The 18849-nt window shown below is 70.6% G+C and carries 19 protein-coding genes; 10 read left to right on the top strand and 9 right to left on the bottom strand.

What is annotated here, in order from left to right:
* Window positions 1-3 precede the first annotated feature (3 nt).
* On the top strand, window positions 4-1512 hold the full coding sequence (locus DFO65_RS05605; protein ID WP_113903432.1) for a DEAD/DEAH box helicase: 1509 nt from the start codon (window positions 4-6) through the stop codon (window positions 1510-1512).
* An 11-nt stretch (window positions 1513-1523) separates the two neighbouring features.
* Here DFO65_RS05605 and DFO65_RS05600 read toward each other — a convergent pair whose 3' ends face one another.
* Window positions 1524-2381, bottom strand: a complete 858-nt coding sequence (locus DFO65_RS05600) for a PHP domain-containing protein (RefSeq protein WP_113903431.1) — start codon at window positions 2379-2381, stop codon at window positions 1524-1526.
* A gap of 75 nt (window positions 2382-2456) precedes the next feature.
* Here DFO65_RS05600 and DFO65_RS05595 point away from each other — a divergent pair, with 75 nt between their 5' ends.
* The 6 genes from DFO65_RS05595 (at window position 2457) to DFO65_RS05570 (ending at window position 9811) form a co-directional block, all read left to right on the top strand.
* Window positions 2457-4049 (top strand): aminopeptidase P family protein, encoded by a 1593-nt coding sequence (locus tag DFO65_RS05595; RefSeq protein WP_113903430.1) that lies wholly within the window; start codon window positions 2457-2459, stop codon window positions 4047-4049.
* Window positions 4046-5125, top strand: coding sequence for a P1 family peptidase (locus DFO65_RS05590; protein ID WP_113903429.1), 1080 nt, complete (start codon window positions 4046-4048; stop codon window positions 5123-5125). The genes DFO65_RS05595 and DFO65_RS05590 overlap by 4 nt, the downstream gene beginning before the upstream one ends.
* A 78-nt stretch (window positions 5126-5203) precedes the next feature.
* Window positions 5204-6478 (top strand): magnesium transporter MgtE N-terminal domain-containing protein, encoded by a 1275-nt coding sequence (locus DFO65_RS05585; protein WP_113903428.1) that lies wholly within the window; start codon window positions 5204-5206, stop codon window positions 6476-6478.
* Window positions 6479-6480: 2 nt separating this feature from the next.
* On the top strand, window positions 6481-7029 hold the full coding sequence (locus DFO65_RS05580) for a DUF1003 domain-containing protein (RefSeq protein ID WP_113903427.1): 549 nt from the start codon (window positions 6481-6483) through the stop codon (window positions 7027-7029).
* 2 nt (window positions 7030-7031) lie between these two features.
* Window positions 7032-8156, top strand: a complete 1125-nt coding sequence (locus DFO65_RS05575) for an Mrp/NBP35 family ATP-binding protein (RefSeq protein WP_113903426.1) — start codon at window positions 7032-7034, stop codon at window positions 8154-8156.
* Window positions 8157-8317: 161 nt separating this feature from the next.
* Window positions 8318-9811, top strand: a complete 1494-nt coding sequence (locus tag DFO65_RS05570) for a polysaccharide deacetylase family protein (protein ID WP_147233258.1) — start codon at window positions 8318-8320, stop codon at window positions 9809-9811.
* Between the two features lie 19 nt (window positions 9812-9830).
* Here DFO65_RS05570 and DFO65_RS05565 read toward each other — a convergent pair whose 3' ends face one another.
* Window positions 9831-10295 (bottom strand): twin-arginine translocase TatA/TatE family subunit, encoded by a 465-nt coding sequence (locus DFO65_RS05565; RefSeq protein WP_113903424.1) that lies wholly within the window; start codon window positions 10293-10295, stop codon window positions 9831-9833.
* A gap of 66 nt (window positions 10296-10361) precedes the next feature.
* Here DFO65_RS05565 and DFO65_RS05560 point away from each other — a divergent pair, with 66 nt between their 5' ends.
* Both DFO65_RS05560 and DFO65_RS05555 read left to right on the top strand, forming a co-directional pair.
* Window positions 10362-10715 carry an MGMT family protein gene (locus DFO65_RS05560; RefSeq protein WP_113903423.1) on the top strand — a complete coding sequence of 118 codons (354 nt, stop codon included), beginning with the start codon at window positions 10362-10364 and terminating at the stop codon, window positions 10713-10715.
* A gap of 30 nt (window positions 10716-10745) precedes the next feature.
* Entirely contained in the window at window positions 10746-11384 is a 639-nt protein-coding gene (locus tag DFO65_RS05555; RefSeq protein WP_113903422.1) for an O-methyltransferase, read from the top strand.
* Window positions 11385-11564: 180 nt separating this feature from the next.
* Here the strand turns inward: DFO65_RS05555 and DFO65_RS05550 are convergent, their stop codons facing one another.
* The 6 genes from DFO65_RS05550 to dapE form a co-directional block, all read right to left on the bottom strand.
* Window positions 11565-11735: a DUF3117 domain-containing protein gene (locus DFO65_RS05550; RefSeq protein WP_009375197.1), complete on the bottom strand. Its 171-nt coding sequence runs from the start codon at window positions 11733-11735 to the stop codon at window positions 11565-11567.
* A gap of 117 nt (window positions 11736-11852) precedes the next feature.
* Window positions 11853-13088, bottom strand: coding sequence for a hypothetical protein (locus DFO65_RS05545; RefSeq protein ID WP_113903421.1), 1236 nt, complete (start codon window positions 13086-13088; stop codon window positions 11853-11855).
* Complete coding sequence (locus DFO65_RS05540) at window positions 13085-13366, bottom strand: DivIVA domain-containing protein (protein WP_113903420.1); 282 nt, start codon at window positions 13364-13366, stop codon at window positions 13085-13087. The genes DFO65_RS05545 and DFO65_RS05540 overlap by 4 nt, the downstream gene beginning before the upstream one ends.
* A gap of 22 nt (window positions 13367-13388) precedes the next feature.
* On the bottom strand, window positions 13389-14282 hold the full coding sequence (gene folP / locus DFO65_RS05535) for a dihydropteroate synthase (protein ID WP_245940497.1): 894 nt from the start codon (window positions 14280-14282) through the stop codon (window positions 13389-13391).
* Window positions 14279-15136, bottom strand: coding sequence for an LOG family protein (locus DFO65_RS05530; RefSeq protein ID WP_220151245.1), 858 nt, complete (start codon window positions 15134-15136; stop codon window positions 14279-14281). Before DFO65_RS05530 ends, folP begins: the two co-directional genes overlap by 4 nt.
* Window positions 15136-16311, bottom strand: coding sequence for a succinyl-diaminopimelate desuccinylase (gene dapE, locus DFO65_RS05525; protein ID WP_113903419.1), 1176 nt, complete (start codon window positions 16309-16311; stop codon window positions 15136-15138). Before dapE ends, DFO65_RS05530 begins: the two co-directional genes overlap by 1 nt.
* A gap of 42 nt (window positions 16312-16353) precedes the next feature.
* On the opposite strand from dapE, the gene dapD reads away from it, so the two are divergent.
* Window positions 16354-17301 carry a 2,3,4,5-tetrahydropyridine-2,6-dicarboxylate N-succinyltransferase gene (gene dapD / locus DFO65_RS05520; RefSeq protein ID WP_113903418.1) on the top strand — a complete coding sequence of 316 codons (948 nt, stop codon included), beginning with the start codon at window positions 16354-16356 and terminating at the stop codon, window positions 17299-17301.
* A gap of 237 nt (window positions 17302-17538) precedes the next feature.
* Here dapD and DFO65_RS05515 read toward each other — a convergent pair whose 3' ends face one another.
* A complete protein-coding gene (locus DFO65_RS05515; RefSeq protein WP_113903417.1) occupies window positions 17539-18822 on the bottom strand; it encodes a citrate synthase in 1284 nt (427 codons plus the stop codon).
* Between the last annotated feature and the right edge of the window lie 27 nt (window positions 18823-18849).

Raw genomic sequence — 18849 nt, 5'->3', positions numbered from 1 at the left:
CACATGGCGCAGACAGAAGCGGACTTCGCAGAGCTCGGGGTCTCCGGACCGATCGTGGCCGCATTGGCCGCCGCGGGCATCACCCACCCCTTCCCCATCCAGTCGCTGACCCTTCCCGTGGCCCTGTCCGGTGCCGACATCATCGGCCAGGCCAAGACCGGCACCGGAAAGACGCTGGGATTCGGGATCCCGCTGCTCCAGCGGGTCGTCGGCCGCGACGAGGCGGAATCCGACTCCGAGGTCCGCCTCCCCCAGGCCCTCGTCGTCGTCCCCACCCGCGAACTGGCCAAGCAGGTCGCCGCCGACCTCGTCACCGCCTCGACCCAGCGCACCATCGACATCATCACGATCTACGGCGGCAAGGACTTCGAACCGCAGATCCAGGCGCTCAAGACCGGCGTCGACGTCGTCGTCGGCACCCCGGGCCGGCTCCTCGACCTCTACGGCCGCAAGGTGCTCAAGCTCCACAAGGTCAACACCGTCGTCCTCGACGAAGCCGACGAGATGCTCGACCTCGGGTTCCTCCCCGACGTCGAGAGGATCATCAACGCTGTGCCGGCACAGCGGCAGACGATGCTCTTCTCCGCCACGATGCCCGGCGCCGTCATCACTCTGGCCCGTCGCTACATGAACCGTCCCACCCACATCCGCGCCCACGACCACGACGACCTGTCCCAGACCGGGAAGAACACGACCCAGTTCGTCTACCGCGCCCATTCGATGGACAAGGACGAACTCGTCGCCCGTCTGCTCCAGGCCGAGGGCCGGGGCCGCACGATCATCTTCACCCGGACGAAGCGCACCGCCGACAAGCTCGCCGCCGAGCTCACCGACCGCGGCTTCGCCGTCCGCGCCCTGCACGGTGACCTCGGTCAGGTCCAGCGCGAGCGGGCGCTGAAGTCGTTCCACGACGGACACATCGACGTCCTCGTCGCCACCGATGTCGCCGCCCGCGGGATCGACATCGACGACGTCACCCACGTCGTCAACTTCCAGTGCCCCGACGACGAGAAGACCTACGTCCACCGGATCGGCCGCACGGGCCGGGCCGGCAAGTCCGGTGTCGCCGTCACCCTCGTCGACTGGGACGACCTGCACCGCTGGCGGCTCATCAACAAGGCGCTGGGCCTCGACCACGACGACCCCGCCGAGACCTATTCGACCTCGCCCCACTTCTTCTCCGACCTCGGGATCCCGAAGGGCACGAAGGGTCGCCTGCCCCGGCAGCAGTCCGAGCCCTCCGGTGAGGACGCCTCGGGTGAGAGGAAGCGCGAACGCCGTCGAGGCGGCGCGTCCCAGGAGCGCGGCCGCGGTTCCCGCGATCGCGGCGGCCAGTCCGCGGCGGACGAATCGGGCGAGGACGCCGCCCAGAAGCGGACCCGCAGGACCCGCGAACGTCGGCGCACCCGCGGCGGGAAGCCCGTCGGCCGCGCCTCCCGGGCCCACACCGACAAGTCCCCCGCCGGGGAGTCGGCACCGAAGTCCGGGGAGTCCGCTTCGCCGTCGAAGTGAGCCGACCGGGCTCAGCCCTGGATGAAGTCGACGCCTCCGGGTCGGGAGGCCGCGCGCTCGAGGAGCCGGTCGAGCATCCGCTGCGAGGTCGAATGCTCGCCGAGGCGGTTCGGCTTGCCCGTCCCGTGGTAGTCGCTCGACCCGGTGACGATGAGGTCGTGCTCCTGGGCCAGCCGGCGCATCGACTCCCGTTCGGCGGGAGGATTGTCGCGGTGATCGACCTCGAGACCGTCGAGGCCCGCGTCGATGAAGTCCCGCATTGCCTGATCGGGGACGACGAGTCCGCGCATCGCCGCCCGCGGGTGGGCGAAGACCGAGACTCCGCCGGCCTCGCGGATGAGCCGGATCGCGGTGAGCGGATCGATCGTCGGCAGCGTCACGTGGTACTTGCCGCGGCTGGAGAGGATCGAGGCGAACGCATCGGATCGCGTCTCGACGATGCCCGCCGCGACGAGGGCGTCGGCGATGTGCGGGCGTCCGATCGTCGCATCCTCTCCGGAGACCGAGAGGACGGCGTCCATGTCGATGGGATAGTCCTCGGCCAGTCGCTCGATGATGAGGTGCGTGCGGTCGAGGCGGGACCGGCGGGTCTCCTCGACGACCTCGGCGAGACCCGTGTCATAGGGGTCGTGGAGATAGGAGAGGATGTGGACGCTGATCCCCTCGTGCCGGCATGAGATCTCCATCCCGCGCACGAGGCCGAGCCCGTAGACGCGGGCCGCCTCCTCCGCCGGGGCCCACCCGGCTGTCGTGTCATGATCGGTGATGCCCAGCACGTCGATCCCCTCCATCGATGCTTCGGAGATGAGTTCGGATGGGCTCTGTGTACCATCGGAGAACGCCGTGTGCGCATGGAGATCGATGACCATGTGCCCAGTCTATCCGCTGATCACGTCCGCGCTCACGGTGGCGCCGAGGTCGTCGGCGGTGCCTAGAATGGGGCCATGACTGATCCCCAGGGAACCGCTTCCGCACCCACGTCCGCCCAGACGCCCGAGACCCCTGCCACGCCCCTGACCCCGGAGACCGCCCAGGCCCCCGAGGCCTCGGGGGCCGCGCAGCCGCTGGCCGATCGCGTCAACAACCGCTCCCACCGGCCCTCCTCCGAGGCGTTCCGCGACTTCGTCGCCTCCGGGTGGGACCGGACCCCGCTCGACGCCACGGCGCTGGACGCGGCCGGCTTCACCCCCGCCCGCCGCGAGGCGGTGTCCCGGGCGTTCCCCGGCGAGCGCCTCGTCATCCCCGCCGGCTCCCTCAAGGTGCGCTCGAACGACACCGACTACCGGTTCCGGGCGCATTCGGCCTTCATCCACCTCACCGGCCTCGAGACGGATTCGGAGCCCGACGCCGTCCTCGTCTTCGAGCCCGAGGACGACACCCACACCGTCACCCTCTACTTCCGGCCGCGCGCCGGGGCCGACACCGAGGAGTTCTTCTCCGACTCCCGCTACGGCGAGTACTGGGTCGGCCCCCGCGCCGATCTCGAGGCGATGCGGACGATGACGGGCATCGCGACCGCCGACTCCTCGACCGTCGACGACGTCATCACCAAGGACCTCGGGGCGATCTCCGTGCGCCTCGTCCGCCAGGCCGATGCCCGCGTCGACTCCGTCATCGATCTCGCCCGCTCGCAGGTGCAGGCCGACATGGAGATCTCGCTCGCCGGGGACGCCGAGCTCGCGCAGACGCTCTCCGAGCTGCGCCTGATCAAGGACGACCACGAGATCTCCGCCCTGCGCGAGGCCGTCGCGATCACCCGCGCCGGCTTCGACAACGTTGTGCGGTCGCTGCCCGACGCCGTCGCCCACCGGCGCGGCGAGCGGGTCATCGAGACCGCCTTCGAGACCGCGGCCCGCACCGACGGCAACGGAGTCGGCTACGACACGATCGCCGCGGCCGGCGACCACGCCTGCACCCTGCACTGGATCCGCAACGACGGGCAGGTGCGCGAAGGCGATCTCGTCCTCGTCGATGCCGGCGCCGAGGCGGACTCCCTCTACACGGCCGACATCACCCGCACCCTGCCGGTGTCGGGGACCTTCACCGACGTCCAGGCGAAGATCTACGACACCGTGCTCGAGGCCGCCGATGCCGCCTTCGCCGTCGCCGCCGAGCACGTCGACCGTCCGGTGCGGTTCCGGGAGGTCCACGAAGCGGCGATGGAGGTCATCGCGACCCGCCTCGATGAGTTCGGGCTCCTGCCCGTGCCCGCGGCCGAGGCGCTGTCGCCCGAGGGCCAGCAGCATCGCCGGTGGATGGTCCACGGCACCAGCCACCACCTCGGCCTCGACGTCCACGACTGCGCCCAGGCCCGCGCCGAGATGTACCTCGACGCGCACCTCGAGCCGGGCATGGTCTTCACGATCGAACCGGGACTGTACTTCAAGGCCGACGATCTGCTCGTGCCGGAGGAGTACCGCGGCATCGGCGTGCGCATCGAGGACGACGTCCTCGTCACCGAAGACGGCGTGGAGAACCTCTCCGCCGGCTTCCCGCGCACCCGCGCCGAGGTGGAGGCCTGGGTGCAGGGACGATGAACCCGGTGCCGGTCCGCGGGCGCGGGATCCTCGAGGTCGCGGGCCTCGGCCTCGGCCACGCCGGGCGTCCCGACCCCGACTCCCTGTCCGGAGTCACCGCCCTGCTGCCGGCGTCCGGATCGACCGTCGGGGTCGACGTCCGCGGCGGCGGCCCCGCCACCCATGAGACCGATGTCATCGCTCCCGGCACGCACTCCTATGGGGCGGATGCGATCGTCCTCACCGGCGGCAGCGCACTCGGACTGCGCTCCGTGGCCGGGGTCTCGGAAGTCCTCGCCGAGGCGGGGCGCGGCTTCCCGGCCCCCGGCCTGCCCGGCACGGTGATCCCACTCGTCCCCGCCGCCGCGATCTACGACCTCGGCCGCGGCGACGGGACTCCGCGACCGCCGACGACGGCCGACGGCGCCGCGGCCGCGCGCGCCGCCCTCGCGACCGACGCCGCAGCGCCGGTCCGGGGCAGCATCGGAGCAGGCCTCGGCGCCCGTTCGGGCCTGCAGTCGCTGCGCAGCTCCCTGGGCTCCTTCGCCCTGCGGCTGCCCGGCGGCTGCACGGTCGCCGCCCTCGTCGCCGCGAATCCCCTCGGCAGCATCGGCACCCCCGACGGGACGCTGTGGGCCCACGGTCTGCTGAGGTCCTTCGGCCTCGACCTGCCCGCCCCCGACGCGCTCCCGGACCCGGAACGACTGACCGCACCTCCCGGCGCCGCCGGAGAGCCGGGAGCCGCCTCGGCGCGGAACACGACGATTGCGATCGTCGCCACGGAAGCGGCGCTCGACCCAGCCCAGGTGACCCGGATGGCCGCCTCCGCACATGCCGGCATCGCCCGGGCCGTGCGCCCCTCGCACACCCTCTTCGACGGGGACACCGTCTTCGCCCTGGCCACGGGGGCCCGGCCCCTGTCCGCAGGCGGTGCCGCGACGGGCGAGCTCGTCGCGATCTCCGCCGCTGCCGCCGACGCCCTGAGTCTGGCGATCATCGACGCCCACGTCTCGGCGGCTCCCCTGCCCTGGGCGGGGCCGCCGTGCCTGGCCGACCTCGCCCCCGACTTCGTCGCCGCCTTCGCCGCGCTCGACTGACCGGTCCGCCCGCCGTCTCCGCAGGCCCCGTCGTGGACGCGAATTCCGCCATGACCTGCCGCGACGTAGGCTAGAGGCATGAGTGGCTCAGCGAAACGCGTCTTCGTCGCCCGGCTCATCTCCGCCCCCGTCTTCGACCCGCTCGGGGATCAGGTCGGCCGCGTCCGCGACGTCGTCATCGTCTACCGCACGACGATGCGGCAGTTCCCCCGGGTCATCGGCCTCGTCGTCGAGGTGCCCGGTCGACGTCGGGTCTTCGTCCCCATGGGCAGGGTCACCTCGATCGACTCCGGTCAGGTGATCACGACCGGCCTGGTCAACATGCGCCGCTTCGAGCAGCGCCGCTCGGAGACGCTCGTCGTCAACGACCTCCTCGACCGTCGCCTGCGCCTGCGCGAGGACGGGTCGTCCGTCCAGATCGAGGACGTCGGCCTCGAGCAGCAGGTGAGCCGGGACTGGGAGGTCACCCGCCTCTTCGTCCGCAAGGTCCCCGAGCGCACGACGTTCGCCGCCTTCCGCAGGCGCGGGGAGACCCTGCAGATCTCCTGGTCGGATGCCGACCATCCCGCCGACGCCGCCGTCGACCAGGAGGCGACCCAGCTCATCGCCGCCTACCAGGACACGAAGCCCGCCGACCTCGCCGACGTCCTCTTCGAGATGAGCCCGCAGCGCCGGCTCCAGGTCGCCCGCGCGCTCGACGACGAGCGCCTCGCCGACGTCATCGAGGAGCTGCCCGACGAGACCCAGGTCGAGCTGCTCTCCGCCCTCGACACCGAGCGCGCGGTCACCGTGCTCGAGGAGATGGAGCCCGACGACGCCGCCGACCTCCTCGGCGAGCTCAGCGAGGAGGCCGCCGAGCGCTTCCTCGCCCTCATGGAGCCCGAGGACGCCGAGGACGTGCGCACCCTGCTCTCCTACGACGAGGACACCGCGGGCGGACTGATGACGACGGAGCCGGTCATCCTCACCCCGGAGACGACCGTCGCCGAGGCGCTCGCCCACGTCCGCCGGGAGGATCTGCCCCCGGCGCTGGCCGCGGCGATCTTCGTGTGCCGGCAGCCGATCGAGACGCCGACGGGCAAGTACCTCGGCCTCGTCCACATCCAGGAGATGCTGCGCCATCCGCCTCACGAGGCGGTCGGGATCATGCTCGACACCGAGGTCGAGCCGCTGCCGCCCGAGACCCCGCTGTCCGAGGTGACGAAGCTGCTCGCGGCGTACAATCTGGTGTCGGTGCCCATCACCGACGACAACGACCATCTCATCGGTGTGGTCACCGTCGACGACGTCCTCGACGAGCTGCTGCCCGAGGACTGGCGCACCACCGGTCGTGACGACCACAGAAGGGGGTAGTGATGGCTGCTGACGATTTCGATGTCCCGCGCTCGTCCAAGCGCAGGCTCCCCCGGCTGAGCATGTCGCCGGAGACCTTCGGGCGCGGTGCCGAGGCCTTCGCCCGGTTCATGGGAACTCCGGCGTTCCTCGTCGGGATGACCGTCTTCTGCGCCGCCTGGCTGGCGTGGAACACGATGCTGCCCGAAGAGCTGCAGTTCGACCCGAAGTCGCTGAACTTCACCCTGCTCACCCTCATCCTGTCGCTGCAGGCGTCCTACGCCGCACCCCTCATCCTGCTCGCCGAGAACCGCAGCGCCGACCGCGACCGGGTGGAGTTCGAGCACGACCGCAGGCGCGCCGAGCGCAACCTCGCCGACACCGAGTACCTCGCCCGCGAGGTCGCCGCCCTGCGCATCGCGATGCGCGAGGTCGCGACCCGCGACTTCATCCGCTCCGAGCTCAAGGACCTGCTCCGCGAACTCGAGGAGGAGCGTCCCACCCGGGATGACGGCGGTTCGGGCGAACAGGTAGGCTTGAGGACCGACCGCGGGGAGAAAGGGCGAGGCTGACAATGACCCAACCATCGATGGAGGCCATCCGGGAGGCGCTGACGGGAGTCATCGACCCCGAGATCCGCCGCAGCATCGTCGAACTCGACATGGTCGAGGACGTGACGATCGACGGGTCGAAGGTCACCGTCACCGTCCTGCTCACGATCGCCGGCTGCCCGCTCAAGGACACGATCACCAAGGACACCACCGAGGCCCTGACCGCCGTCGAGGGAGTCGACGAGGTCGAGGTCAGGCTCGGCACGATGACCCCCGAGCAGCGCACCGCGATGCGCGAGAAGCTCCAGGGCGCCGGAGCCTCCCGCGAGGTGCCGTTCTCCAAGCCCGACTCCCTGACCAAGGTCTACGCGATCGCCTCGGGCAAGGGCGGAGTGGGCAAGTCCTCGATCACCGCGAACCTCGCCGTCGCGATGGCCGGGCGCGGACTGCGCGTGGGCATCGTCGACGCCGATATCTACGGCTTCTCGATCCCGTCCATGCTCGGGGTCACGGGCAATCCCACCCGCGTCGACGACATGATCATCCCGCAGGTCGCCCATGACGTGAAGGTCATGAGCATCGGCATGTTCGTCCCGAGCAGCCAGGCCGTGGTGTGGCGCGGGCCGATGCTCCACCGAGCCCTCCAGCAGTTCCTCACCGACGTGTTCTGGGGCGACCTCGACGTCCTCCTCCTCGACCTGCCCCCGGGCACCGGGGACATCGCGATCTCCGTCGCCCAGCTGCTGCCCGGGTCCGAGCTGCTCGTCGTCACGACTCCGCAGCACGCCTCGGCCCAGGTCGCCGAGCGGGCGGGATCGATCTCGACCCAGACCCGCCAGCGCGTGGCCGGCGTCATCGAGAACATGTCCTGGATGGAGATGCCCGACGGCACCCAGATGGAGATCTTCGGCTCCGGAGGCGGTGCCACGGTCGCCGGCAACCTGGCCAGGACGACCGGCACCCCGGTCGAGCTGCTCGCCCAGATCCCCCTCGACACCCAGGTCCGTGAGGGCTCGGACGCCGGCACTCCCGTCGTCCTCACCCACCCTGACTCCCCCGCCGCGGTCGCGTTCCGGTCACTCGCCGCGACCCTCGGTCAGCGCTCCCGCGGTCTCGCCGGCCGGTCCCTGGGGCTCAGCCCCGTCTGACCCGGCAGGGATCGTCCCGCGGAGATCCGGTCGGGACCCGTCCCCGAGATCGGGCAGGGGGCCTTCCCGGAACCGGGGACCCGGCCCTCTCCGCTGACGTCCGGGCCGGTGCGTACACTGGATGAAGTGCCATCCCCCGCTTCACACGCTAGGACCCCTCAGTGCCATCCTCATCCTCCCCTGGGCGATCGCGCCCGCGCCGCCGGCTCATGGTCGTCGCGGCCGCCCTCGCGCTCACCCTCTCCGGCTGCGTCGCCACCGGCACCAGCCGTGACTCGGCCGGCACGACTAGGGCCGGGGAGCAGATCGCTGCCGACAACCTCGGTGCCGTGCGCTCGATCCTGCGCACTTATGCCATCGTCGACGAGGAGTTCGCTCCCCACGTCACCGCACACCTCTTCGGCGTCCCCGGCCTGGCCTCTCTCTCGTCCGCCGTGGAGGCCGAGGTCCTCGCCGCCATCGAGGCGGCCGGCAGCTTCGGCGACCGGGCGGCCTACAGCCCCGTGCTCACCGACCCCTCACTTCGTCGTGCTCCCGCGGAGTTCATCGCCACAGGTCCCGGGCCCGGGACCACGGGCACCGATCCCCGGCTCGCCGAGGCGACAGGTGCCCCGACCGAGACCCCCGCCGAGGCGACCGGTTCCCCGACCGGTGGCCCGGGAGCGGAGGCGGGACTGGAGATCGCCAACGAGGTCCTCGCCGCGGGAGGCGACTTCCTCGTCTCCCGGCTCCGGGTCGCCGGAGTCGACGACCCCGCGGGCACCGTCAGCGTCTTCGTCACGGACCTCGCGGCGGACACCACCGTCGACGCCCAGGACCTCCTCGGCGCAACCGTCGATCCCGCGGCCATCGGGGTCGACGCGGCCGGCACGCTCACCGTCGACGGCTCACCGGTGGGGCGCGAGAGACTGAGCGCTCAGGGCGACGCCGTCGTCCGGGCGCTGCGCACCCCGGTGGCCCTGCCGGCGGACGCCGACGAGCGCAGCCCCGACTACTCGTGCTCGCTCCTGCCCTGCGTGGCGCTGACCTACGACGACGGGCCCGGGGAGGCAGACGTCGAGAACGCCCTGCTCGACGCGGCCGCCGAGGCGAAGGTCCGCGTCACGTACTTCCTCCTCGGGAAGAACGCCGCCGCGTTCCCCGGCACCGTCGAGCGGATGGTCGCCTCCGGCCACGAGATCGCCAACCACACCCACACTCATCCGCAGCTCGACCGCACGAGCGCATCGACGGTGACGACGCAGGTCCGGCAGGCCGACGACGCGATCGAGTCGGCGGGAGCCGGACGACCGCAGCTCATGCGCCCGCCGTACGGCGCCCTCGATGCGTCCGCGGCCCGCGCCCTCGGGCACCCGGCGATCCTGTGGGACGTCGACACCGAGGACTGGCGGCACAGGAACGCGGAGAAGGTCGTCGACTCGGTCGCCCGCGAGACGGGGCCGGGGTCGGTCGTCCTCATGCACTCGATCCATCCCAGCACGGTCGAGGCGGCCCCCGAGGTCTTCGCGGCGGTGGCGGACAAGGGCCTCTATGCGGTGACGGTGAGCGAACTGTTCGCCGGCGTCGAGTTCACCGACGGGGCCAGGTACTACTGCCGCGGATACGCCGACGAACTGTGCTCGAATCCCGAGCATCCCGCGGTGCTCGGCAGCTGAGTCGGATGGCGCGGCTGGGTCAGGTGGCGTCGGGATCGAAGGGAGCCGCCTCGGCGCGCTGACGCTTCGCGGCCTGGGCCTGGAATCGTTCGATCGGTGACAGGCGCACCTCGGTCGTGCTCTCCGTCTCTCCCGTCGCGGGCTCCGCTGCCGGTCCGACGGCGGTCGCCCCGGATTCGGTCGCGGCGGTCCGGGAGGCCGCACCGCGCTTGGACTCGCGGATCGCGGTGTCCTCCTCGCTCAGCGCCTCGCGGACGATGCGGCGGGGATCGTACTGGCGGGGATCGAGCTTCTGCCAGTCGACGTCCTTGAACTCGTCGCCGAAGTCGCGCTGCACGCTCTCCTTCGCCCCTTCGGCCATCCGGCGGAACTGCCGGACGAGGTCGCGCAGCTTCTCGGCGTACTCGGGAAGACGCTTGGGACCGATGACGACGAGTGCCACAACCACCAAGATGAGCATCTCGGTGCCGTTGATACCGAACATGCCCCCAGTCTACCGGCCGGCGCCGGTATGCTCGTGCGGCAGGAGCCGATGAGGACAGGAGGGACCATGGACGACGTCGCCGTCGAGCGGGTGCTGCGCCTCGTCGAACTCGTGCCGCCCGGGCGGGTGGTCAGCTACGGCACGATCGCGGCCGTGGCGACCTGCTCGCCGCGCTACGTCGGACGCGTGATGAGGGAGTTCGGTCGCAATGTCAGCTGGTGGCGCGTCGTCGGGGCCGACGGGGTCCTGCCCGCGCCGCTGCTCGTCCGCGCCTGCGAGCAGTGGAGGGCCGAGGCGACTCCGCACACGTCCGCGAAGGTCCTGCGCGCGGCCTTCCTCACGGTCGGGGAACTCGAAGGACTCTGGCAGGAACACGGGCGCGATCCCGCCGACGAGGCCCTCGGCGAGCAGTTAGACTGACGGGGAAGTCAGACGGAGAGCGAGGGTCGATTGTCACGCGAGAGGGCAGGCGATATCACTTTCGCCGAGAACTACAACGGGCCCGATCCCCTTCTCGACGCGGCGAGGACCCTGTCGCACGAATACGGGCTCACCCCGGTGTCCCAGACCACCTCGGCGACCCTCACCCTGCTGGCCAGGCTGCTCGGGCCCGTCGCCGCCGTCGAGGTCGGCACCGGAGCCGGCACCTCGACCCTCGCCTTGCTCCGCGGGATGCCGAAGGCGGGCATCCTCACCTCGATCGACACGAACTCGACGGCGCAGAGCGCGGCTCGCGACCTCATCGAGATGGCGGGGATCCGCTCGGGACGGCTGCGGCTGATGAGTGGTCGCGCCGAGGACGTCCTGCTGCGCCTGGCCCCCGGCGCCTACGACCTCGTCTTCCTCGACTCGGACCCGACCGGAGTGGAGAGGATGATCGAGCCCGCGCTGCGGCTGCTCGACTCCTCGGGACTCCTCGTCATCCACCAGACCCTGCTCGGCGGTGCCGTCGCCGACCCCGTCGACCGCACTCCGCGCACCCGCTCCGCCCGCACCCTGCTCAGCGGGCTCGCGAAGCGCGCCGACCTCGAGCACGTGCTCCTGCCGATCGGTCAGGGCCTGCTCACCCTCCAGAAGACATCTGCCTGACTCGCACCGGGGCCCTCCTCTCTCCGACGCTCGTCATGCTCCCGTGCCGGACGGTCTCCTGCCGGTGTCCGCCGCGGAAGGCCTCCGGCCGGCGTTCCCTGCGGAAGCCCGCCGGCCGGCACCCGTGAATGCGAAAGGCAGCAGAGAGCTGAAGTCTCTGCTGCCGCCTCGGTGCTGTGCTCAGATGCCCAGGGTCTCCGCGAGGGTGTCGTGCAGGGCGGTGGCCTCATCGGCGCTGAGTTCGATGACGAGCCGTCCTCCGCCTTCGACAGGAAGCCGCATCACCATGCCTCGGCCTTCTTTGGTCACTTCCAGAGGTCCATCGCCGGTGCGGGGTTTCTGGGCTGCCATGTGGGACATCCTTCCGTTGGTCATGCAGAGTCGGCGCGAGGGGAACGCGCCGAGGGTAGTGATCCGATTATTCCACGTTCGTGTGTGTCCGGGGTAACCGAACCGTCATTTTCACGCTCAGGGCGGCAGGTCGGCGGGCGGGGTGAAGTGCCACAGGTAGGCGACCCACACGACTTGGAGCAGCACGAACGCGATGAGGACCGCCGCGCGGTAGGCCCGGGAACGGGCGAGCGCCAGGGTCAGTGCCAGGGGGAAGAGCGGGAGCAGGAGACGCAGGGTCGACGTCTGCGGGGTGAAGAAGATGAGGAGGTAGACGCCGTAGCCGACGCAGAACAGCTGCAGTGTCCGTCCCATCCGGGCGCCGGCCGGGGAGAAGATGAGCGCGAGCATCCCCGCGACGAGTCCGAAGAGCAGCAGGGGCCCGAACGGTCCGACCAGGCCGTTCGCGGCCGCCAGCCACTGGACGAGGTAGGTCGACCTGCCTCCGTGCCAGGCCGCCTCGGTGTCGGTGTAGGCGGTGAGCGAACCGGTGGCCAGCCAGGCGTGGATCGGGTGGACGAGCGCGGCGGCGCAGGAGAGCACGCCGAGCGTCCACGAGCGCACGACCTCCCCCGCCGGGTAGGGGTCCTGCCGGCGGCGCACGAAGCGGTCGATGAGGTGGAGGAGCAGGAAGAACGAGAACGCCACTCCCACCGGCCGCGACAGGTCCATGAGGAACACGACGGGGATCGCGAGGAGGTATCGCCGCTCGACGATGAGGAACAGGGCCAGCGCCTGGAGCAGCAGGGTCAGCGCCTCGGCGTAACCGGTGGAGTACACGGCGGCCGGAGGGAAGACCATGACGAAGGCCAGAGCCGTGAGCGCCTGCCCGGGATCGACGTAGCGGCGGAAGAGGGCGAGGAGGACGATGGAGGCGAGTCCCGCGGCCACCGTCGACACGAGTGGTGAGACCGTGCCATAACCGGCCCCGGTCAGTGCGGAGATGTCGCCGACGATGGCCGGATGGAGGGGGTAGAACGCCCACTGGTTCTCCGCGACCGCGCCCGCCTCGGTCAGCGGCAGGGTGCTCGGATACCCCTCCTCGGCGACCCGGGCGTACCAGCCGCCGTCCCAGAAGTTGAGGAAGTCGCCGAGCGTCGTCGTCACCGGGCTCGAACTCCACGAAGCCGGCTCCTGCGTCCGCAGCACAGCCGCGAAGATGCCGATGCTCACGAGGCGGGAGGCGAGATAGACGCTCAGCGCCTGTACCCACAGCGGCAGGGTGAGGAAGCCGGCGGCGAGGCGGGAGAGCCGGGAGGAGTCGAAGGCTTCGGGGACGAGGACGATGCCGGGCAGGTCTCGGGCCGCACTCATCGATCGTCGGCGGTGGTCGGGACCTGCGACTCGAGCTCCGCCAGTCGGGCACGGAGGGCGGCGAGGACCGCGTCGACCTCCTCCATCCGGTACCCGCGCAGGGCCGGCCGGAAGGTCACCCGATCGAGGTCCGCCGAGGTGAAGCCGGCCGGCAGGATGTCCCGGTGCCCCTCGGTCTCCTCCGCGGCGTCGGAGGAGAAGAGGTTGAAGGACGCGGCAAGCACGATCACGAGCACGAACACCGCAGCCGCCACTCCGAGCACGATCCAGGAAGGCATGGGACTATGCTCTCACACCGTGTCAGCGCAGTCCGCGCACGGTGTGTCGCGGGGGCCGATCCCCGGTGATCGCGAGGACGACGGCGATCGCATCGGCGGTCGCCCTGACGTCGTGGGTGCGGATCATCGCCGCTCCCCTCTCCACTGCCAGCGCGGTCGCGGCGATCGTTCCGTGCAGACGGTCCTCGGCCGGCACGACCCCGATCGCCTCCCCGACGAAGTCCTTCCGCGAGATCGCCAGCAGCACGGGGAAGCCCGTGTCGACGAACCGGTCGAGGTCACGCAGCAGGCGCAGCGAGTGGTAGGTGTTCTTGCCGAAGTCGGGGGTCGGGTCGATGACGATCCGTTCCCGGGCCACCCCGGCGGCCAGCGCCTCCTCGGCCAGCGCGCACACCCCGGCCAGCGTCCGCTCGACGACCTCCCCCGAATGGAGTCCGTAGCGGTTGCGGTGGGCGTCGGTGCGCGGGGGCAGTCCGCCCGTGTGGGAGCAGACGAGCCCGGCACCGTGGCGGGCCGCGACACGGGCGACCTCGGGGTCGGTGCCCGCCCAGGTGTCGTTGAGCAGTCCGGCGCCCGCGGCGCAGGCCGCCTCGGCGACCTCATGCCGCCAGGTGTCGACACTGATGAGGATCTCGGGGTGGCTGCGCGCGACGGTCTCGACGACCGGGCACACCCTCTCGATCTCCTCGGAGACTGAGATCTCCCGGCCGCGTCCGGCCCGGACTCCCCCGATGTCGACGATCGTCGCCCCGTCCCCGGCTGCCGCGTCGACGGCGGCGACCGCCTCGGCAAGGGTCGCCGACGATTCGTAGAAGGAGTCGGTGGTGCGGTTGATCACCGCCATGATCGCCGGGGATCCCGGACCGGCGCCGGCGAGAGCGGTCGGCTCGGCCTCGAGGGCTGCGACGTCCTTCACGAGGGACGGCCCGCGGAGTCGGGGCGGCCGGCGGAGTCACCCGGGCCGGCGGAATCGGGGCGGCCCGCGGCCGAGTCACCCGGGCCGATGTGCGCGACGACTTCGTCGATGTCGTCGGTGAGGGTGATGAGCTCGAGATCGGACGGTGCGATCGTGCCGGCGGACAGCGGCGCCGCGGACAGCCAATCGAGCAGACCCTGCCAGTAGGCCGTGCCGAAGAGCACGATCGGAAAGGAGGTGACCTTGCCGGTCTGCACCATCGTCAGGGCCTCGAAGAGCTCGTCGAGGGTGCCGAAGCCGCCGGGCATGACGACGAACCCGCGCGAGTACTTGAGGAACATCGTCTTGCGGACGAAGAAGTACCGGAAGTTGAGCCCGAGCTCGACGTGGTCGTTGAGTCCGGACTCGAACGGCAGCTCGATGCCCAGGCCGATCGACACTCCCCCGCCCTCACGCGCGCCGAGGTTGCCCGCCTCCATCGTCCCCGGTCCGCCGCCGGTGATGATCGAGTTGCCGAGCTCGGCCAGCCGGCGGGCGATCTCGCGCGTGTGCTCGTACTCCTCGGTGCCGCGGCGCAGCCGTGCCGAGCCGAAGACGGACACGGCCGGCCCGATCTCGGCGAGGGATCCGAAGCCCTCGACGAACTCGGCCTGGATGCGCAGGACCCGCCACGGGTCCTCATGGGCCCATCCGGCGTTCCCCGCGGAGTCGAGCAGTCTCTGGTCGGCCGTCGTCGCCGGCACCTGATCGCCGCGCAACCGCAGCGGTCCCTTGCTGTAGAACCCCTCCGAGTCGGCGAAGGCCTCGGGGTCCGGATCCCGGTCCTCGGCGGGCGGGCCCGCGGTCGCCCTGATCACCTCGGCGCTCCCGTCTCGAGGTAGGCCAGCAGCGCGGCTGTGGCCCGCTCCACCTCCGTGACGCGCACATGCTCGTCGGATTTGTGGGCGAAGAGCGGATTGCCCGGGCCGAAGTTCACCGCCGGCACGCCGAGGGCGCTGAAGCGGGAGACATCCGTCCAGCCGAGCTTCGGGGCCGGTTCGAGCCCGAGGGTGGCGATGAAGTCCTGCGCGATCGGCCGGTCGAGGCCGGGCCGGGCGCCCTCGGCGGCATCGGTGACGACGACGTCGAAGCCGGTGAAGAAGGTGCGGAGGAACTCCTCGGCCTCGGCGGCGGAGGAACTCGGGGCGAACCGGTAGTTGACGCTGATCACGCACTCGTCCGGAACGACGTTGCCCGCGACCCCGCCGCGGATCCCCACGGCCGACAGCGACTCCCGGTAGTCGAGACCGTCGACGCTCACGGTCCGGGGCTCGTGCTCGGCCAGCCGCGCGAGCACCTCGGCGGCAGCGTGGATCGCGTTGACGCCCATGAAGGCCCGGGCGGAGTGGGCACGCACACCGGTCGTCCTCACGTCGACCCTGATCGTGCCGTTGCATCCGCCCTCGACCGAGGCGTTGGACGGCTCACCGAGGATCGCGAAGTCGCCGGCGAGCCATTCCGGGTGGGTGCGGGAGACGCGGCCGAGTCCGTTGCGGGCCGCGTCGACCTCCTCATTGTCGTAGAACACCCACGTGACGTCGCGCTTCGGGGTGCGCAGAGCGGCGGCGGCGCTCAGCGCCATCGCGACGCCGGCCTTCATGTCACAGGCCCCGCGACCCCACACCACCTCGTCGTCGGGGTACGCCTCGCCGTCCATGACCGTCCGCCGCGGGGGCAGATTGCCCTCGACCGGCACCGTGTCGAGGTGACCGGCGACGACGATGCGCTCGGGCAGACCCAGCCGCGTGCGGGCGACCACGGTGTCCCCGTCGCGGAGCACCTCGAGGTCGGGACCCTCGCCCGCGCCGATCCCGACGAGGACGGACTCCACGGCGTCGGCGATCGCCGCCTCGTTGCCCGAGACCGACTCGATCGCGCACAGTCGCGCGGTGAGCTCACCGGGGTCGGCGATCGCCTCGGCGAGGAAGGCTCCCAGGTCTTCGGCAGGGGCGGTTGCCTGTTCGGTCTCACCAGTCGGATGCACAGTCATACGGCTTAGCCTAGTACTGCCGCCACCGTCTAGGCTTGAGGCATGACACAACGCATTGTTTCCGCGCGTGGACTGGCCACGCAGCACAACGATTCCGTCCTCGCCGTCTGGTACCCGACCCTGAGCACGGGCGAGACCCGTGCCGACGCCGAGGCGGCTGCCGCATCGACTGCACGCGCAGTCGACGGACTCGACGCCCTCGTCGGCGCCGACGAGGCTCGGGGTACCCAGACGCAGGTCGTCACGACGACGATCGACCTCGACGAGGCTCCCGCCTCGGCGGCGGACGCCTACCTGCGCCTGCATGCGCTGTCCCACCGCGTCGTCACCCCCAACGACGTCAATCTCGACGGGATCTTCGGCCACCTCGCCAACGTCGTCTGGACCTCGGCCGGCCCCTGCTCCCCCGAGGGCTTCGAGGAGACGCGCGCACGGCTGATGGCACGCGGAGCCGTCGCCGTCTACGGTCTTGACAAGTTCCCGCGGATGACCGACTTCGTCATCCCCTCCGGAGTGCGCATCGCCGACGCCGACCGAGTCCGCCTCGGCGCGCACCTGGCACCGGGGACGACCGTCATGCACGAGGGATTCGTCAACTTCAACGCCGGCACCCTCGGGGCGGCGATGGTCGAGGGTCGCGTGTCCCAGGGAGTTCTCGTCGGCGACGGCTCGGACATCGGCGGCGGCGCCTCGATCATGGGCACCCTGTCCGGCGGCGGCACCCACCGCATCTCGATCGGCTCGGGCAGCCTGCTCGGCGCGAACTCGGGCATCGGGATCTCGATCGGCGATGACTGCATCGTCGAGGCGGGCCTCTACGTCACCGCCGGCACACGGGTCACGGTGCCCAGCGAGGACGGCAAGGTCGTCAAGGCCGCCGAGCTCAGCGGGCAGAACAACATCCTGTTCCGCCGCAACTCGGTCTCCGGAGCCGTCGAGGCGATCGCCCGCGACTCGAAGGGCATCAGCCTCAACCCCGACCTCCACTGACCCGGATCGGCCGTGCCGGCTCGCGGCCGGCTGTCCGCACCGCACACCGCAATCCGGACACTCCCCCGCAATACCTACACTTAGCGCCACTCCGCCCCGCTGCACAGGGGTGGAGTGGCGCTACATGTAGGACAAGCTGGCGTGACACAAGTTGCGACGGCACCAGTCGCTGAACTCGCGCCGCCGACGCTCTCACCAGGCGAAAGCAGCGAACGCGTCAGCCGCCGACGCTCGCCGTCAGCGGGCGTCGATGGTGGTGTACTCGCGTGAGTAGGCACCGGTGTAGATCTGGCGCGGACGGCCGATCTTCGTCTCCGGGTCGTTGATCATCTCACGCCACTGCGCGATCCAGCCGGGTAGCCGCCCGACGGCGAACAGCACGGTGAACATGTTCGTCGGGAACCCGAGCGCCTTGTAGATGAGTCCCGTGTAGAAGTCGACGTTCGGGTAGAGCTTGCGCTCGACGAAGTAGTCGTCGGCCAGCGCGATCTCCTCGAGCTGCTGGGCGAGCTCGAGCAGCGGATCGCCGCCGGAGCGAGCGAGGACCTCGTCGGCGGTCTTCTTGATGATCTTCGCGCGCGGATCGTAGTTCTTGTAGACGCGGTGTCCGAACCCCATGAGGCGGACTCCGTCCTCCTTGTTCTTCACCCGCTCCATGAACTTCTTCGGACCGTCGTCGGAGGCCGCGATCTTCTGGAGCATCTCGAGCACTGCCGAGTTCGCTCCGCCGTGCAGCGGGCCGGCCAGCGCGTTGACTCCCGCGGAGATCGACTGGAACAGGTTGGCCTGCGACGATCCGACGAGGCGCACGGTCGACGTCGAGCAGTTCTGCTCATGGTCGGCGTGGAGGATGAACAGCTGGTCCATTGCCTTGACCGCCAGCGGGTCCGGCTCGTAGGGCTCGCTCGGCACTCCGAAGTTGACCCGGAGGAAGTTCTCGACCAGGCTCAGCGAGTTGTCGGGATGGATGACGGGCAGGCCCATGTTCTTCCGGTGGGCCAGCGCCGCGATGGTCGGCATCTTCGCGAGCAGGCGGAAGGTCGAGGTCTCGATCTGCCCCTCGTCAAAGACATCGAGGTCACCTTGGTAGAAAGTCGACAAAGCGGCGACCGCGGCTGCCACCATGGGCATCGGGTGGGCGTCGTACGGGAACGCCCGGAAGAATCGGCGGAGGTCCTCGTGGACGATCGTGTGGCCGCGCAGTCGCGCGTCGAACGCGTCGTACTGCTCCTGCGTCGGGAGTTCGCCGTGGATGAGGAGGTAGCAGACCTCGACGAAGTTCGACTGTTCCGCCAGCTGCTCGATCGGATACCCACGATACTGGAGCACACCCGCATCGCCGTCGATGTAGGTGATGGACGACGAGGTCGATGCCGTGTTGGCGAATCCCGGATCGTAGGTGACCGCGCCGGTCTCGCTCAGCAGGGAACCGATGCGATATCCGTTGTTGCCCGCGGACGATGACACCTCGGGCAGTGTCAGCTCGGTATCGGCGATCCTGAGGTTCGCTTCCGTTGGCATATGGTCTCCTCACCGTAGAGCCACCCC

The organism is Brevibacterium sanguinis (genome assembly GCF_003315415.1).
Classification (GTDB): domain Bacteria; phylum Actinomycetota; class Actinomycetes; order Actinomycetales; family Brevibacteriaceae; genus Brevibacterium; species Brevibacterium celere_A.
Note: the sequence above shows the minus strand (reverse complement) of the source record. Positions and strands in the feature narration are given on the sequence as shown.

What these genes read in the sequence shown, in the direction of transcription:
- DFO65_RS05605 (WP_113903432.1), top strand. Translation starts at nt 4, where the DNA reads ATGGCGCAGACAGAAGCGGACTTCGCAGAGCTCGGGGTCTCCGGACCG.
- DFO65_RS05600 (WP_113903431.1), bottom strand. Translation starts at nt 2,381, where the DNA reads ATGGTCATCGATCTCCATGCGCACACGGCGTTCTCCGATGGTACACAG.
- DFO65_RS05595 (WP_113903430.1), top strand. Translation starts at nt 2,457, where the DNA reads ATGACTGATCCCCAGGGAACCGCTTCCGCACCCACGTCCGCCCAGACG.
- DFO65_RS05590 (WP_113903429.1), top strand. Translation starts at nt 4,046, where the DNA reads ATGAACCCGGTGCCGGTCCGCGGGCGCGGGATCCTCGAGGTCGCGGGC.
- DFO65_RS05585 (WP_113903428.1), top strand. Translation starts at nt 5,204, where the DNA reads ATGAGTGGCTCAGCGAAACGCGTCTTCGTCGCCCGGCTCATCTCCGCC.
- DFO65_RS05580 (WP_113903427.1), top strand. Translation starts at nt 6,481, where the DNA reads ATGGCTGCTGACGATTTCGATGTCCCGCGCTCGTCCAAGCGCAGGCTC.
- DFO65_RS05575 (WP_113903426.1), top strand. Translation starts at nt 7,032, where the DNA reads ATGACCCAACCATCGATGGAGGCCATCCGGGAGGCGCTGACGGGAGTC.
- DFO65_RS05565 (WP_113903424.1), bottom strand. Translation starts at nt 10,295, where the DNA reads ATGTTCGGTATCAACGGCACCGAGATGCTCATCTTGGTGGTTGTGGCA.
- DFO65_RS05560 (WP_113903423.1), top strand. Translation starts at nt 10,362, where the DNA reads ATGGACGACGTCGCCGTCGAGCGGGTGCTGCGCCTCGTCGAACTCGTG.
- DFO65_RS05550 (WP_009375197.1), bottom strand. Translation starts at nt 11,735, where the DNA reads ATGGCAGCCCAGAAACCCCGCACCGGCGATGGACCTCTGGAAGTGACC.
- DFO65_RS05545 (WP_113903421.1), bottom strand. Translation starts at nt 13,088, where the DNA reads ATGAGTGCGGCCCGAGACCTGCCCGGCATCGTCCTCGTCCCCGAAGCC.
- DFO65_RS05540 (WP_113903420.1), bottom strand. Translation starts at nt 13,366, where the DNA reads ATGCCTTCCTGGATCGTGCTCGGAGTGGCGGCTGCGGTGTTCGTGCTC.
- dapE (WP_113903419.1), bottom strand. Translation starts at nt 16,311, where the DNA reads ATGACTGTGCATCCGACTGGTGAGACCGAACAGGCAACCGCCCCTGCC.
- dapD (WP_113903418.1), top strand. Translation starts at nt 16,354, where the DNA reads ATGACACAACGCATTGTTTCCGCGCGTGGACTGGCCACGCAGCACAAC.
- DFO65_RS05515 (WP_113903417.1), bottom strand. Translation starts at nt 18,822, where the DNA reads ATGCCAACGGAAGCGAACCTCAGGATCGCCGATACCGAGCTGACACTG.